Consider the following 15,941-nt stretch of genomic DNA (forward strand, 5'->3'; position numbering starts at 1 on the left):
AATAATTTATAAAAAAACCTCCTTTAGATCAATCACGGTGAAACGTTTCATAAGTAAAGTGAAATGGGGAAAAGTTAATCAAGAAGTTTTTGATTAAGGTAAAACGGAGGGAAAAGATGAGTAAACATCCATTGATTGTGAATACAGAATGGTTAGCGGAGCGGTTGGAAGATCCAAATTTAAGGATAGTAGACGCCACTACATTTCTAAAAATCCCAGATAGTGAAAAGGAAGAGGTAGGCATGTGGTCTGGGAGAGATGCGTATAATCAAGGTCATATTCCCGGGGCGGTTTTTGCGGATTTAATGCATGAATTATCAGATCCCGAAGCTCCCCTTCCTATGACCGTTCCGCCACGGGAGCAATTTGTGAAAAAAATGGAGGAAATTGGGGTCGGTGACGGAACGTATGTCGTCATTTACGACCAAGGGGCATTGGTAGGTAATCCGGTGGTCGCTGCTCAGTGGGCGTCACGATTAGCCTGGCAGCTGCGATATGAAGGGTTTGAGGACATTTCCGTGCTCGAAGGCGGTTATCAAAAATGGAAAGAGGAAGGGCGACCCACCTCAACAGAGCCGGGCCATTATCCACAGGCGAAATTTAGCGGTGAACGCCGCCCAGAACTATTGGCAACAAAAGAAGATGTAAAAAGAGCTATGCATGATGACCAGATCATTCTCATCAACAGTTTATCGCCAGAGGATTTTCGAGGCGAAACAAACACTTATCCGCGAAAAGGACATATTCCTAATAGTGTAAATGTCTTCTTTGGAAGTCATGGCGACCCGAACACAAGAAAGATATATGATGAATCCAGATTGCGCGAGACTTTTGAAAAAGCAGGAGCGTTGGACCCTGATAAAAAAGTGATTACCTATTGTGGGGGCGGGATTGCCGCTACCTGGAATGCGCTCCTTCTCAATATGCTTGGTCAACAAAACGTAGCCGTATATGACGGTTCGATGAATGAGTGGGCAAGTGATCCTGACTGTCCGTTGATTACCGGCAGCTAAATCTGAAATGTAGGATCAGAGAAATAGCCAGTACAAAATGTACTGGCTTAAAACGACTGACCTTTATAGAAGGAACGAATAATGTGAGGAAGTCTATGGTGTGTAAATTATTCATCATTAAAGCTAGGTCGATAAATCGGATTCCTAAAATCCTCTCTCAACCCTTATCGAATTGTCCCAATCATTCCATTTTAACAAAGAAAAAAAGACCGCTGCTGCGATCAAACTTTAACTAACACATTTAGCAAGAAAATTTGAATTAAAATAATGGGTATTTAATGAGGCGAGTACGGTTTTCTCTCTAGTAAACTCATAAAGTTATTTCTATAATAGAACAACAAAACTCCGAAAGTGAGGACAAGCATTATCGCTAAAGGAAGTAAAGAATGGTCTAAGAACAAATGGAGCAAGAAAATATTGGCTACTATTGGCGATAATATTGCAATGGCTAATGGGATAAATTGATTGACTATAAGTAATATTCCACATATAACTTCTAAAGATTTTTCGGCAATTAAGAGGTATTTAAATTCGAATAATGCCATTGCTGCTAGACTAGTTGCTATAAATGGTTCTGATCCAAAGATCACAAAAAATCCGTTTATACCTGCAATCAAGAAAACGACCCCTAAAAATAATCTGCTAATGTGCATTGAAATTTTAATCACTAGCACCCCCCACTTAAAGACTATTCACAAACCAAAATTATTTTAACTTAAAAATTGAGGGAATTTGGGCTGTTTCGAGGATTTTTCAAAAAAAGCAGTGCCGGTCACTACCCGTAATTTTTAGATATTTGATTATCATTATTTGGGTGGTGCCAGGCACTCTTTTAATCTCACAAAAAAAGTCCTGCGTATCAACGCAGGGACTTTGATCAAACCTATATCAATGACCTTTATTTTTTTGCATTAATCAACCGGTACTTCTTGTGTGAAGGTTGACTGTTTTCTCTCTGATACATTTTTACGTTTTACCTTTACTTCCTCAGACTCTCTACTGTAATATCTCCCCTTCGTATAGACAGCTATTGCAACAGTGAGGAATGAGGCAAGTATGGCTGCAAAGAAAGTGGCTGTATTTTGTAGGAACGTTCCCATGTACCCTAATCCAGCAATCGTTCCAAGAACACTTGAGATAATTAATGGTGCAACCCCAACTGGATTCCATTTATATAATTTTTCCTGTCTCGCTTCATATTCTTTCGGCCCAATTTTCAACAACTTCTTCACGACTAATGCATCTGTAACTAAAATAGCAGCCCATGCCATTAAGAGAACCCCTTGGAATGTCATTGCACTGCCTAAATAATCCAGTATGCCCCCAAGCATTAGCGCAATCGACACAATGCCAGAGACAACAACCCAAAAGCGACGATCGGGTTTGAAATGGAATACATTCTCGAAAAAATTAGACAGTGACAGGGAAGCACTATAAATATTTGTAACGTTAATACGTAATTGTGTTAACAACGTAAAAACGACTCCACCTAGTCCAAGAATGGTGACAATATAAACCCCCGGATTCGCTTCAGCTAACCGGACACCAAACCAGATTCCAAGTAAGCCCATGACACCGAAACAGAAAATTTGCGGAATAAATCCGATCATAATGGATCCAAGTTTAATATCCTTTGGTTTAAGGAAACGCGCGTAATCTGACGCAATTAAGGCGGTTAATCCCATAATCCCGTGCTGCATCCCGATACATAGAAGTAAGCCTGTTCCACCTATCTGTATACCTTTTGGCATATAGGTCCAAAAGTGACCATCAAATTGAGACGGTAAATTGGCTGCAACAATGATGATGGTAATTAAAAATAGAAAGAAGATCGGTAATGACCATTTTTGTAATTTATCTAGTTGTTTAATACCAAACCAATTTAGCGGGATGACAATGGATCCAAAAACAATAATTAAAAGCCAAAGTGGAATTTCGGGGAAAAATGCATGTACTGCGGAAACGAGAATCATACCTTCAAAGGCGCAATACATAATGAAATTTGATGCGTATATCAATGAAGTTAACGAAGCACCAATATAGCCAAACCCCTGCCTGGACATGAGGTTTACATTCATTCCTGACTTCGCGGATAAATAGGCAATCACCGTACCTAAGACCCCAGCAATTACGATGGCATAAATAGCTGAAATAATAGCATTCATTGCACCATACTGCAGGGCCATAACACTGCCTGTTTGAAAATAAAAAATCGCAGTGGCAATACCAAACGTTATGTTGGTTACGCTAAACCAACCCATATTCCGTTTTCCTGCCGGAACCTTATCAAATGTATAATCGTCTTTTCCTTCTTCTTGGAGACCTTTAGTTTGATCTACACTCATGTAATCATCCTTCCATGATGCTCCTTACACCCTACCTCCTTTTTGCAGTTTATTTTCACATTCAATCTAGACCCCTACAAGATTGAATGCTTGTTTTAGAGGGTAATAGAATGTGTTTTTTTGAGCAAATTTTTATTTTAGAAAAAGTAAATATATCCGATTTCGCAGACTGCGTTTGTCTGCCACAATTCTATTATATACACAATCAGTTTACATAATCAAGTGTCCATGGGGAGAAGGACTTAATCAGCCCTTTAAAAATGGGGGTTTTACCTCAAATTAATGTATTGGCTGTATACGTATTTTTGGATAAATATCCATAGCGGTTACATCTATTTCTCTCTATTAAGCAGGGTGTGTTATTTGTAAAGAACTTTTACTATGAGAATCGAAATGAGAGGTGTGAATTCAAAATTACCTTCCCATTTTTTGAGGTTTCATCATTTCATTTTTTTGATAATTCAGTTACGCAAAATAAATTGGAGGCAATATATCCATTCCAATAATCCGGTTTGTAATAGACATATATTTTAAACCCACCAGTACCTCGCATTTCCAAGAAAACAGTCATTGACTGGTTTTTTCATATCCTATTCAACTTAGCATTAGGACTTATACCACAGTTCAAAGGGGTGTATAACGGCTTTAATGAATCTCAGAGAAAAGTATTTGATCATTTGGCTCACTGGAAAAGAGAGGAGTTACTAGTAAAAATGGTGGAAGAAGAGTTCATCGAGGAAGATTTACCAGATGATTTCCATAATGAGGAGATTAAAGTATTTACGGAGCTGGGATTTCCACTTCTTGATGAGCACATTAATTGTTTACCAAGCAGGGGTTAAGAGGAAAAATATAAATTTAATTGAATTTATAAATATGACCAACAACATTACCTGTAGGAGATGAAGAACGTGGGTATATTTGATAAATTGAAGAAAAAGGAAAAGAAAGATTATATAAAAGAAATAATTGCTAAATTGGATTGTGACTGCTTGGTTATTGAGGAGAAAAATGTTGAAGGTGTCATGACCAGGTATCATCAAGCTCTCATGGAAGGCAAAAAAGATGGATATACACCACTTATCATTATCCCTTCGGAAATGATGTTAGAAGTCATTGAAGCCGAGTCGGATAAAGAATACTTAAACGATAATCGGGAATCAATTTTAGCTAAAGCGAAGGATATTGATGTAAAGGAATTGTTAAAGAACCTGCTTGACGAGGTCATGCCGATGGAAGAGGATGAAGACTACGATATCACTGGCGAGTTTGCGATAGAGAAACGGACAAATCATTTTCTATCAATTGAAGAAGCAGTTAATGAAAAAATCATTCTCGCAAAGATTCCAACGGATAAACCTTGGGAAGTAGCTGCTTGGGTTCCAATGGGCGGGTTTAATGAATGCCCAATGCCAGAAGAGCAAGTTGCAGTGTTCAAATATTGGTATGAAAAGTATGGATCTACTCCCGCTTTAGTAACACCAGATGTATGGGAATTATATATTGTGAATCCTCCAAAGACTCAAGAAGAATCAGGATTACTCGCTTGGGAACAATTTGGATTTTGTGGTGATATAGTTTGGCAAGGCGTAGGGACAGTAAATTCACTCGCAGGAACACTTATTAATTCTTCTTATTGGTATTTTTGGTGGGATTAAAAAGTAATAGTAGCTACTAGACGTACGGTTTAAAATTACTTCGTTAGTAGTTGCAGCACAGCCTAAAAGCTGAGCTTTTAGACGAGAACTACTTATCCGCTTTCCCCTTTAAGGGCTAGCCAATCGGCGAGTTTTCTTAATATATTTTTCACTCGTGAATATAATCTAAATAGGCTATTTTCGGAGAACGCGAAAAGGGGGCTAATGAATGAATAACTTGAAGCAGTTGGGAGACCAATTTGCCCAAATATTAAATGGAAAAGCTAAAATGGAGAAAAATGGCTGTTCGGTTAGCTTAAAGCGCAGTTTTAATGTTCATGTCCAAGGGCGGCCAAGTCATTCTGTTATACCAGTAGGAATTTCATTTGAGTCATTGGATGTAAATGGTAATGCACTAAACCTTGGGGAGATCACATTACTTGAACAGGAAATCCCAAACTTCACAAGATCTGTTGTGGGGCAAGGCCTAATTGTCAGTGCCTTGCATAATCACTGGATATTTACCCAACCAAATCTGATGTATCTTCATATTCAATCGGTTGAACCGCCTCTTTCGTTCGCGAGAAAAGTGGCAAACGCATTTACAACATTAACAAGCCTCCCCATACAGGAAAAAGATGAATAAATACATCTTAGTAAAAGGCAAGTGCAGCTGTCACTACACTACCCGCAATTTGTCGAATTCACCTCGACAAGATTCGGGTGGTGACAGGAACACTCTTTCAAGAAGCAACGTTAACCTAGAAGATCAGAAAGTGCACTTTTTACATCTGTAAAATGAAAGGAGTAATGGTGGTAAAGTGCTTTTTGAGGAAGTACTCGCTGCCCTTTTAATACAACCTGACTCATTTCACCAAGTGCCACTTTTAAAATAAACTCAGGCACACGGAGCCAATGTGGGCGGTGAAGGACGTCTGAAATTGCCCTTCCGAATGATGACATGCGAATGGGATTAGGAGAGGTCACATTCAACGGTCCATCTATTTCGGGATTCATGATGGCGTAGTAAAGCATCTCAACTACATCTCGAATGTGAACCCAGGAAATCCATTGCATTCCATTGCCGATTGTCCCCCCAATACAAAATCTATACGGCAGCACCATTAGCGGTAAGGCACCCTTTTGTCCAAGAATGATACCGAACCGTGCGAAGACCGTTCGAATGCCAAATTCTTTGGCCGCAGCCCCTTCATTCTCCCACAGCCTTACAACTTTTGCTAAAAAATCATTTGCATTACTTTGTGAGGTCTCATTAAATGTCTTGAAGTCTGACATCCCGTAGTAACTTAAACCTGAGGCGTTAACAAGAACTTTTGGCTTGGGATGAAGATGTCCTAGAATTCGAATGACCTCTTTTGTGGCGGTGAGACGGCTATTCAAAATAGCCTCCTTTTTACCTTTGGTCCATCGCCCGCCATTGATTGATTCCCCGGCTAAATTGACGATTGCATCCACATCCTCAAGTTCGTTTTCAGGCTGATGATCTTCAGAAAGCCACTCCACATAATGAACGGACTCATCTGTTCTATTAGGATCAGGAAGACGTCGTGTTAATATGGTTACCCGATGGCCTTTTTGAGTCAACAGGTGTGTTAAGGCTTGACCAATAAACCCGGATCCTCCCGTTAAGACAACATGCAATTTACTCGCCTCCAGCAACTACCTTTTTATGATGGATGAACTTATCGGTTAAATGAGGAAAAGCAGCCATTTATTCGAGAATGAAATGCTGACCAAGTAAAAAAATGAGTGAGGACCAGTTAGTGAATAAAATAACGGCCTAGGAGATTGCCAACAAGAAAAATATGGATCATTAATAGGCTGACGGGAATACTTGCGAAAATGAAATGCAAGTCTATCAGGCCGCGCTCGAACAAACTGTAATAGGCAATAAGACAGTAAGGGATGAGGAGGAACAGCGCCGTTATGATACCAGGTGTATATCCTCTAAAAAAGATGGACTGAACAATATGCATGGTCGCCTGCAGAATAAATAAATTGAGTATTGCTGTATATAAGAGAAAGCCCCCTCCGTTTACGGAGAAATGGGCAGTCATCAATGTGGTGAATGTGATAATAAGCAAAATCCATGTAGCCGAAATAGAAAGTTGGGCAGCGGTCGAACCTAGTTTTTTCCTCATTTTTAATGTTAGTTCGACGAATGGAGTTTTTTGAGAACTATATTTGTATTTACTCATGGAAGATTCAATTGTTATGATCTCTTCTAGGTCATGGAAAATAAAGATGATAGGGAACAACCAAATGACTGTATGAAGGTCGAAAAATTGGAGTAAAGTTTCAAGCATCTTTTACCTCCTGCTTGTTGGGAAGGATTTGTAATTCAGCAAGACTTTGTATGGTTGTAGTTTGGTTCAGTGTATGGGACAGGATATAAAAATATGCCAGCCTATATGGTTTTATCACTCTTTTTAGCATCCCTAACAGCCAATTCGCCTTGTTTTTAACTCCCTTCAGCTAAATTTTTATAATGCGCCAGTGCCAGTAATGGAAAAACGTATTCATAACAATGATAATTGAGATAAAAGGATCCCGCCATTCCCCTTCCTTTTGGATAGGTCTTTGTCCAATCTTTTTCTTTTCCGTCCACTAAAAAAGCTGCACCGTGTTCCATTTCAGGTGTGACAACAGTCGAGGCCGAGATAAGTGTGTCAAGGGCCCATGCTGTTTGAGTACGGGTACTTTCGCGGAGCGGCACATAACAGTTATCGATATCACTCTTACAGGATTCTCCCCAACCCCCGTCTTGATTTTGAATGGATTTTAACCAGTTTACAGCCTTCTGAATGGATGGATGATTAGGGGAAACCCCAACCGCAACCAATCCCGTTACAGCCGCCCATGTTCCATAAATATAGACGCCCCAGCGCCCTACCCAAGAACCATCCGAATTTTGCTTCTTTAACAGCCAACGAATCCCACGTTTCACCATGGGATGGTGAAAATCCAAATGGGTATAGTTACCGAAAAATTCCAATGTCCTTCCTGTTAAATCAACCGTCGACGGATCAATCAACAAATCTTTTCCGCCCTCAATCGGTAACAGGTTCAATATTTTCTTGTTCACGTTCTTTTCGAATGCTGCCCAGCCACCGTCATCGTTTTGTATGGAAATGAGCCAGTTGATTCCGCGATCCCATGCCTGCCGACAATCTGCTTGTTCGATAGCCAAAGTTCGAATCGCTCTTAGTGCTGCCGTTGTGTCGTCAATATCCGGATGGATGGTATTCAAGTCCGCAAAGCCCCAGGCTCCAGGCAGCAAGTTCGGTTCATGAATGACCCAATCCCCGTATTTGATATGTTGACGGGAGAGGATATATTGGTTTGCCTTCTGGACGGTATCCGCTGAATAGGGGACACCAGATTCTTGCAGAGCATAACTAATTAACGTCGTGTTCCATACCGTAGCCGTCGTATATTGGCAATGAAGTTCTCCGTCAATACGGCAGGTCATCGCTTTTAAACCTTGCACGGCACGAGTAATCACCGGATGTGAATTCGAATACCCCCTCGCCAGTAAGGCATAAATCATGAGAGAAGTAGTGCTAAAATAATTTAAATAGGTGCCGTCCGGTTCGATTCGATCCAGCATATATTTTTCGGCACGATATAATGCTAATTCGCGAAGATTTACATGGGATTTCAGACCCTTAATCCCCTGTTTAATCCATTTGATCACCGAGCGGGCCTCTTCTGCTTGATCCTCTGTAAAAAAACGAATAGCTTTCTTTTGAAACAAATCGGAGAGATTGGGTGATCGAGGTGTTCTCTTACGAAAATTCGTATTGGCGAGAATCAAAAAAGGGATAATGTTCGCTCTTCCGTACACGGAGAGGTCAAAGAAATTGATGGGAAAGGAGTCTGGTAAAAGCATCACTTCAATATTAATGGGGAAGTGCGGCCACTCACATTGTCCTGTTATGGCCAACATGATTTTCAAAAACATATGGACTTCCGTAGCCCCTCCGTTGGCCATAATAAACCTTCTTGCAGCCTGGAGCTCCTGGTCTTTTCGATCGCGGTAACCAGAATAAAGAAGGGCATAATAAGCTTCAACTGTGGCTGTCAGACTTCCTTTTTCTTGGTCATGAAACAGCTTCCATGACCCATCTTCCTGCTGTTTTCCTGCGATACGTTTCACCAATTCTTTTATGAATTCCTCATCATTTATCTCCAATGTCCGTAATAGGATAATCATACTGCAGTCTGATGCGATTCCGGTCTCGAAGGGATATTGCCAGGACCCGTCAGCTGATTGGTCCTTAATGAGTTGATCGGTGATTAGGTTGATTTCCGCATTTACCCGATCCATCATGATACCCACCTTCTTTCAAAAACTCACTATGTATTCATATTCATCTAGCAATATGAATATGCATTTGTTTCATGAGAGTATGAGTCATAACAATTAGTCACAATTTTAATAAGAAAAGGAGCACAAATTTTATTTCGCGCTCCTTTTTAATTTTCTTTTTTTAACGTGCAATCCCATATGTTCAAATCGCTTTTGCGTGCTGGTAGATTTTTTGAAGCCATTTCTGCCGAGTTTTATAGGTAGAATGTTTAACATACGTTAATCGAGTTCTTTTAATATTTTTAATGCCGCAGAACTTTAAAATGTAATTTTTTACCACAATCCATTCGACATTTTTTCTAAACAATCGAATAAATAAAGAGGGAGCATCAATGGTGTAAATAACCCATGCCGATTTATTCTTCAATAACCCTTTCGGAAATGCTCCTTTGTGTTGATACGCAAATCCGGAAACAAACACGCGATCAAAAAAGCCTTTTAAAATCGCTGGTACACCATACCACCAAATCGGGTAAATGAAAATTAACAGGTCAGCCTGCTCAATCTTTTTTCGATACTTTTCAGTATATGGATCATGGATTAAATCCCTTGGTTTATGCTGATTATCGATGACTAAAACAGGATCAAATTTCTCCGCATATAAATCAATTAATTCAAATTTCCGTTTGGCTTCCTTTAACCCTTTCATAACGCTCTCTAATATCGCATGATTAAGGCTATCCTTATTTGAGTGGGCATAAATAATTAAGGTAGTCATATGGGTTCCCTCCATTAATGGAAAATGAATTTTCCCTAGGCCAATATTGACGGTTTTAGACATATCATATTCTAAGTAAATTGCTAAGTTCCCTGTGGATAGCTCGAAAAGTAATCGTTGGAACAAATTGATATTAGAGGGATTTACAATCAAGTTGAAAAATTCAAAAAGGATACTGAAGATGTTAAAGCCCACAAAGAGTTGAAACTGTAAATAAACAAGAGTAAATTACAAGAGCAATACAATAGGTGGTTGGGAACGTATTATATCCTATATATTCAGCGATCGGGCGCTTTTCTTGAATAAGAAGGCGCCTTTTAAAAAGGATAAATTCGGTAAAAAATAGAGCCTTCCAGACCGGTCATCCCTTCCTAGGAATAACAAGCCCACTTTGATGAAAACGGTTGATGTCACACTTCGTCATATAATTAAATATTACGAATTGATTACAATTTTATTACATAAATCAGGGTGCGAACATACGATTTCCTCTATTTCATTATTCTTCCTGCATAGTTATTAATATACTATTTGTAATAAAAAGTATAGATTCTACCAATTCTGTATTCATATTAGTAGATTAACAACGAACTACCACTTTTGGTGGATGTTTTTTTGTTGGTCATTTCATTATTATGTCTTATTGGAGCAAAATAATGAAAGGTAGGAAGTAAAACAGTGAAGAAAAATCTAGTAACAGCAGCTGCAACAGCTGGGCTCGTCCTTACTGCTTTTGGAGCCACAGCAAGTGCACAAGAACCCGCATACACGGTTCGTCCTGGTGACAGCCTTTGGAAAATTGCCAATTCTAATCATGTATCTATTAACCAATTAAAAGAATGGAATTCTCTTTCAAGTGATACCATCTATGTCAATCAGAAACTATCACTTACATACACTGTCAAACGAGGAGATAGTCTTTGGAAAATTGCTAAGGACAATGGTACAACCGTAGATGAATTAAAACGGTTGAATGGCATGACATCTAGTTTTATTCGAATTGGACAGTCATTAAAAATTGTAGGAACAAATTCAAATGATTCTTCTTACAAGGTTCAAAAAGGTGATTCTCTTTCCGTCATCGGAGCCCGTTTTAATCTATCAGTGTCCGAGCTTAAAGCAATGAACCAGTTATCCTCTGACACGATTTATGCTGGACAGACGTTAAAGATTGGAAGTGTGGAAAATCCTGCCGTTGTGGCGAAATCAGAATCAGTCACAACTCGAAATATAGCAGCAGCATCAAGTGCTGGATCAACACCGAGCACTCAAGCCACTTCAAATGCAGGTTCATCACAAAGCGTAGTGACAACATCAAGGGTACCGGCAACTGATACTACAGAGGGAGCTTCTAATACAGAAGCTGCAGAGAATTCTGCAGTAACTTTTGGTGCAACAACCGGACAAGCACCGGCAGCATCCAGCACACCAACAATGCAGGAAAAAACACCGGTAACACCAAGTGCAGCAGCAACAACAGAAAAAGCACCGGTAACACCAAGTGAACCAGCAACAACAGAAAACGCACCGGTAACATCTAGTTCAACTGCAACAACTGGAAACTCAACAACGGATTCAAATCCAGCAGCACCGGTTCAAACGCCAGCACCTTCTACTGAAGCAGCTCAAAAACCTGCAACTTCATCAGCTTCTCTCGTTCAGGGAGTGATAGAAGAGGCTAAGAAATATCTTGGTTCGCCGTATAAATGGGGAGGAAACACTCCAGCAGGTTTCGATTGCAGTGGCTTTACTGTATATGTGTTTAATAAAGTCGGCATCTCCTTACCACGGACTGCTGCAACACAATGGGATGCAACAACACCAGTGGCTTCGCCAAGCATAGGAGATCTTGTTTTCTTTCAAACCTATAAACTCGGACCATCCCATGTTGGCATCTATTTAGGAAACAACAAATTTATCAGCGCAGCCTCAACAGGTGTAACGATCTCAGATATGACATCTACCTATTGGAAGACTAGATATCTCGGTGCAAAAACTCCTTACTAAACTTTAATAGTACCTCTGATTAATGAATCAGAGATATTTCTGTTGTATCAAGTGAAATTGACCGGCCTAGCGGCCAGGGGAAAAAGGGGGGAATTCTGAGTGGACCACTACCGTGGGATTTGAGGGCATTAGGCATAGGCATCGCCGCAAGCTGCTTCCCTTTTTTTGGTTTTCCTTTTACTAAGTTGGTGTCGCCTATCGGCTCTTTGGAGGAGAAGAGGGGTGTTCCCCTCACCCTTAATGAAATTTTTCTAGGCTGTCCAAATGGGCAGCTTTTTTTTATTTTCAAGAGGTGTGTCAATGCAGTCGATTTATTTCGCATAAGTAACCTAGAAGGAAGAAGTTGTATCGTTTCTAGGCAGCACTGTCCAGAGGGAATACCTATCACATAGGAACGTGCTGGCATAAATTAATAAAATAATATTCATTTATTAAAAAATGGCGGTGAGAGAAAATGATTGAAGTAAAGAAATCAAAATATGGCAGAGGGATATTTGCATCCCGTGACATTCATAATGGTGAACTGATACATGAAGCTCCAGTTATTGTATCTCCTGGTAAGGATTATAAATATTTGGCAAAGACGATAATGAGGGACTATGTGTTCTGGTGGGACCAAGATAATGATGAAGTTGCCCTTGCGTTAGGATATGGTTCTTTATTTAACCACTCCTATAGGCCTAATGCCATATATGGACTCAACTTTGCAAATAGAACAATTGACTTTTATGCACATATCGACATAAAAGCTGGAGAAGAAATTCTAATAAACTATAATGGAGAACCTGATGACGATGAGTCCTTATGGTTTGACGTCATCTGAACCTCTAAGCTTGACAAAGTTTTATGATAAAAAATAACGAATAAAAAGTGCCAGGCACCACCCAATTATAATCCATTAATATTTGATGCATGGGGACGGTTCTGCTGCTTCAGTGAAGCAGCAGAACCGTCCCCGTGTTTCATTTGGGGGGTGAAAAAAGTTCATCCTCCTCAGACTGTTGTATGCCTCCTATAATCAAGGTATAAATAACTTTTAGGAGGAAATAAGATGAATGTACAAAAAGGAATTTCGGTTTTTGCGTTTTTAGGGATTTGCGGGGCAGCGCTTTTTGCCACAGTTCCCCTATGGTATGGATTATGGCAGGAAACATTGTTTCTCACGACCGTAGATATAACGGCCCATACTTTATTGTTGATGGGGATGATTGGCATTTATTTCGCCAACGCAGAAAAGTTAGGGAATTTTGGTTTAATAAGCGGAATCCTTTTGATACCAGGCTTTGTTTTTCATATCTTTATGAAGGCAGCGAGTGGATTTTTTAAACCGATTTTATTTGAATATGCTCCACAAGTTTTGGCAAATGGTACTGTACCGTCGCCGCTGGCGGAAATTATTAATGTTTCCATGATCCTCTTCCCATTGAGTATCTTTCTTTTTGGAATAGCGATTGCCGTCTCCAAAATGGCCCAGCGGAAAATAGGATTTCTGCTGATGTTCAGTCCGTTTGGTTTCCTGGTCCCATTTGGTGTATTTATCTCCCCTTTGTTGTTCTCTTTTATAGTGATCTCCTTAGCCTATCCGATCGTTTCAGGAAAGAATAAAAACCCAGAATGGTCCCTTCAAGGCTAAATCAAAAAGGAACTCTTCGTGAGTTCCTTTATTGCACTTTATCCCCTTAATTTATCCCGGATACTGCGGAGTTGACTTTTGATCGTGTTAACCGATTTATAGAGCAGCTCCGAAATTTGGGTTTTATTATATCCTTGTTGCTTAAGGTCGTAAATTTCCCGTTCCATCGGCGTTAAATCGGATAAGATAATTTCTGTGCGCAACATTTCTGCAGCATCAGGGTGGATAGCGGAACGATTATAATATGCTTCTCGAATAGCTCTAATGATATCTTGATAGCTTGATTTTGTTATAAAGTTCACTGCCCCTTGCTTAAATGACTGCATGACAATTTCTTTTTGATGTAATGAAGTCAGCATGATGATTTTGCTAGAACTGCCCCCGGTTCTTTTCAACTCACGTGCAATTTCAATTCCATCCAAATTATTGGCTGTTAGATTAATATCCATTAGTATAATGTCAACCTCTATGGATTGGAGTGCTGATAATGCATCCTCTTTTGTGGAAACGACACCTGCCAGCGAAATGTCATCTTCCTTACCAAGGTCATCACTAATGTTATTTTTCCAATACTCGTCATCTTCCACCAGTAAGACTCTGATTTTTTCCATTAGGTTGCCCCCGTTTCATCACTTGATTAACCTCTATCATCCTTCTTTTTGGAAAAAGCAGGGACATTGTCGTTCCAATGTCTTTCTTGCTATCGAGCACTTTTATTTGCCCTTGGTGTTTGCCCATTACATTGTAGCAATAGGACAATCCAAGGCCGTAATTTCTGGTGTTATTTTTAGTGGTGAAAAACGGTTCAAATATCTTTGAAATTGAATTTTTGTCCATGCCGCACCCAGTATCGCTTACTTCAACAGCAATATGTTTTTTAAGACGCTTTACCTTGACCGTCAAAATTCCTGATTCTGCTTGTATGGAATCAATGGCATTCGTACATAGGTTTGAAAAGACTTCATATATATGGTGGGCGTCACATCGTAATATAACGCCCAATTCATACTCTTTCATTAAACTAATATTTTTCTGCTCTAGAAGCGGTTGAAAACCATCTAGTACCGTATCTAATAATTCCGTAAGATTAACTGTCTTTTCTGTAAGTATAATTTCTTGAGATTTCTCCTTAATCCTGTCCATCATTTGCTGCAGATGGCCGGTAACAAAACCGATTTTTTCAACCGATTGGATGGCGTCATCTTTGTTTTCCTCAAGGATGTGTGACCTGGTTCTTTCCAACATATAGTCCATTTTTTGAATTTCATTTTTAATGGCGTGGTTAATGATGGTTGTTCCAGAAGAGAGTGTTGACATCGTTGCACTCAGCCTATGCTTTTCCAATCTCAATTTTATTCCCAGAATGCCGTAACGAATACTATAGAAAAATAAGAGGATAATTAACCATAAATCTATGAAATTACTGTTAATCGTCCAGTCTGTATTTTTTATAAAAATAATATCTTTTTCGGAAAGGATCACTTGATCAATGAAAAGAAAGTCCTTTAACAAAATGACAGATAAGATAGGAATGAAAAGGATGCATAGCCTAATCGTATTACGCCTTTGTTCCTGATTTTCAGCATTGAATATGGAAAATAAGTACAAAAAGCAGCCCGTCAGAATATAAAGAACTGCCCAAATGTGTAATCTGTTGAGCGTGATTCCCGTCATGATGGTTTCAAAATCCATTAGGAAAAAGATGACCGAAGGGAGGAGCAACAACCATTTTAAGAAAGGGATTTTTCCTTTTGCTAAGGCGATCGAGCTCATCAGAAAAACATATGGCAGAAGGAAATAAAACATGGCCATAAAGACTGTGACGGAAACGGAAAGGATGGCATACTCTTGTGATGACAGTAAAGCTTTTGATTGAAGATGAGGCTGGAAGAAATTGTGCATAAGAGCAAAGTAACTGCCCCCTCCACCAATAAAAAGAAGCAAACAAATCCATTTTACATAAGAATCTCCGCGATTACTGAAATAGAGAATGATAGAAATCGGCCATAAAATAGGAAACAATGGTTTAACCTCCAAAATAACATTTCCAATATTTATCATATCATCACCGATAAAAAACACATACCACGACTTTTCAGCATTTTTTGCAGTGAACTGTCCTTTTTTGATGCACGAGAACCGTCCCCATGCATCATAATACGTGCCTTCACTATCCGCATTTTGTCTTTGTCGAG

At 39.5% G+C, this 15,941-nt stretch carries 15 protein-coding genes; 7 read left to right on the forward strand and 8 right to left on the reverse strand.

The window, feature by feature from the left end:
- Positions 1-116 precede the first annotated feature (116 nt).
- On the forward strand, positions 117-1,013 hold the full coding sequence (locus V5M37_RS03230; protein ID WP_423800724.1) for a sulfurtransferase: 897 nt from the start codon (positions 117-119) through the stop codon (positions 1,011-1,013).
- A 275-nt stretch (positions 1,014-1,288) separates the two neighbouring features.
- Here V5M37_RS03230 and V5M37_RS03235 read toward each other — a convergent pair whose 3' ends face one another.
- Entirely contained in the window at positions 1,289-1,681 is a 393-nt protein-coding gene (locus V5M37_RS03235; protein WP_423800725.1) for a DoxX family membrane protein, read from the reverse strand.
- Between the two features lie 243 nt (positions 1,682-1,924).
- A complete protein-coding gene (locus V5M37_RS03240; RefSeq protein ID WP_423800726.1) occupies positions 1,925-3,358 on the reverse strand; it encodes a purine-cytosine permease family protein in 1,434 nt (477 codons plus the stop codon).
- A gap of 713 nt (positions 3,359-4,071) precedes the next feature.
- Between V5M37_RS03240 and V5M37_RS03245 the strand changes: the two genes are divergently transcribed.
- From V5M37_RS03245 to V5M37_RS03255, 3 genes are all read left to right on the forward strand, one after another.
- Positions 4,072-4,200 carry a hypothetical protein gene (locus V5M37_RS03245; protein ID WP_423800727.1) on the forward strand — a complete coding sequence of 43 codons (129 nt, stop codon included), beginning with the start codon at positions 4,072-4,074 and terminating at the stop codon, positions 4,198-4,200.
- A 69-nt stretch (positions 4,201-4,269) separates the two neighbouring features.
- Complete coding sequence (locus V5M37_RS03250) at positions 4,270-5,016, forward strand: DUF4253 domain-containing protein (RefSeq protein ID WP_423800728.1); 747 nt, start codon at positions 4,270-4,272, stop codon at positions 5,014-5,016.
- Between the two features lie 208 nt (positions 5,017-5,224).
- Positions 5,225-5,641 carry a DUF1259 domain-containing protein gene (locus tag V5M37_RS03255; protein ID WP_423800729.1) on the forward strand — a complete coding sequence of 139 codons (417 nt, stop codon included), beginning with the start codon at positions 5,225-5,227 and terminating at the stop codon, positions 5,639-5,641.
- 110 nt (positions 5,642-5,751) lie between these two features.
- Here V5M37_RS03255 and V5M37_RS03260 read toward each other — a convergent pair whose 3' ends face one another.
- From V5M37_RS03260 to V5M37_RS03275, 4 genes are all read right to left on the reverse strand, one after another.
- A complete protein-coding gene (locus V5M37_RS03260; protein WP_423800730.1) occupies positions 5,752-6,657 on the reverse strand; it encodes a TIGR01777 family oxidoreductase in 906 nt (301 codons plus the stop codon).
- A 119-nt stretch (positions 6,658-6,776) separates the two neighbouring features.
- Positions 6,777-7,322: an HXXEE domain-containing protein gene (locus V5M37_RS03265; RefSeq protein WP_423800731.1), complete on the reverse strand. Its 546-nt coding sequence runs from the start codon at positions 7,320-7,322 to the stop codon at positions 6,777-6,779.
- A 155-nt stretch (positions 7,323-7,477) separates the two neighbouring features.
- Positions 7,478-9,349 (reverse strand): squalene--hopene cyclase, encoded by a 1,872-nt coding sequence (gene shc, locus V5M37_RS03270; protein ID WP_423800732.1) that lies wholly within the window; start codon positions 9,347-9,349, stop codon positions 7,478-7,480.
- A gap of 181 nt (positions 9,350-9,530) precedes the next feature.
- Positions 9,531-10,106: an NAD(P)H-dependent oxidoreductase gene (locus V5M37_RS03275; RefSeq protein ID WP_423800733.1), complete on the reverse strand. Its 576-nt coding sequence runs from the start codon at positions 10,104-10,106 to the stop codon at positions 9,531-9,533.
- A 678-nt stretch (positions 10,107-10,784) separates the two neighbouring features.
- On the opposite strand from V5M37_RS03275, the gene V5M37_RS03280 reads away from it, so the two are divergent.
- From V5M37_RS03280 to V5M37_RS03290, 3 genes are all read left to right on the forward strand, one after another.
- Positions 10,785-12,113, forward strand: a complete 1,329-nt coding sequence (locus V5M37_RS03280) for a LysM peptidoglycan-binding domain-containing protein (RefSeq protein ID WP_423800734.1) — start codon at positions 10,785-10,787, stop codon at positions 12,111-12,113.
- A 454-nt stretch (positions 12,114-12,567) separates the two neighbouring features.
- Positions 12,568-12,936 carry an SET domain-containing protein gene (locus V5M37_RS03285; protein ID WP_423800735.1) on the forward strand — a complete coding sequence of 123 codons (369 nt, stop codon included), beginning with the start codon at positions 12,568-12,570 and terminating at the stop codon, positions 12,934-12,936.
- Between the two features lie 228 nt (positions 12,937-13,164).
- Complete coding sequence (locus V5M37_RS03290) at positions 13,165-13,746, forward strand: hypothetical protein (protein ID WP_423800736.1); 582 nt, start codon at positions 13,165-13,167, stop codon at positions 13,744-13,746.
- 38 nt (positions 13,747-13,784) lie between these two features.
- Here V5M37_RS03290 and V5M37_RS03295 read toward each other — a convergent pair whose 3' ends face one another.
- Positions 13,785-14,357, reverse strand: coding sequence for a response regulator transcription factor (locus V5M37_RS03295; protein WP_423800737.1), 573 nt, complete (start codon positions 14,355-14,357; stop codon positions 13,785-13,787).
- Positions 14,323-15,768, reverse strand: a complete 1,446-nt coding sequence (locus tag V5M37_RS03300) for a sensor histidine kinase (protein ID WP_423800738.1) — start codon at positions 15,766-15,768, stop codon at positions 14,323-14,325. Before V5M37_RS03300 ends, V5M37_RS03295 begins: the two co-directional genes overlap by 35 nt.
- Positions 15,769-15,941: the final 173 nt, after the last annotated feature.

It is taken from the genome of Neobacillus sp. SAB-20_R2A (genome assembly GCF_049568635.1).
GTDB lineage: Bacteria > Bacillota > Bacilli > Bacillales > Cytobacillaceae > Neobacillus > Neobacillus citreus.

Coding starts and splice junctions, on each gene's coding strand:
- V5M37_RS03230 (WP_423800724.1), top strand. CDS start 117: ATGAGTAAACATCCATTGATTGTGAATACAGAATGGTTAGCGGAGCGG.
- V5M37_RS03240 (WP_423800726.1), bottom strand. CDS start 3,358: ATGAGTGTAGATCAAACTAAAGGTCTCCAAGAAGAAGGAAAAGACGAT.
- V5M37_RS03245 (WP_423800727.1), top strand. CDS start 4,072: ATGGTGGAAGAAGAGTTCATCGAGGAAGATTTACCAGATGATTTCCAT.
- V5M37_RS03255 (WP_423800729.1), top strand. CDS start 5,225: ATGAATAACTTGAAGCAGTTGGGAGACCAATTTGCCCAAATATTAAAT.
- V5M37_RS03265 (WP_423800731.1), bottom strand. CDS start 7,322: ATGCTTGAAACTTTACTCCAATTTTTCGACCTTCATACAGTCATTTGG.
- shc (WP_423800732.1), bottom strand. CDS start 9,349: ATGATGGATCGGGTAAATGCGGAAATCAACCTAATCACCGATCAACTC.
- V5M37_RS03275 (WP_423800733.1), bottom strand. CDS start 10,106: ATGACTACCTTAATTATTTATGCCCACTCAAATAAGGATAGCCTTAAT.
- V5M37_RS03285 (WP_423800735.1), top strand. CDS start 12,568: ATGATTGAAGTAAAGAAATCAAAATATGGCAGAGGGATATTTGCATCC.
- V5M37_RS03290 (WP_423800736.1), top strand. CDS start 13,165: ATGAATGTACAAAAAGGAATTTCGGTTTTTGCGTTTTTAGGGATTTGC.
- V5M37_RS03295 (WP_423800737.1), bottom strand. CDS start 14,357: ATGGAAAAAATCAGAGTCTTACTGGTGGAAGATGACGAGTATTGGAAA.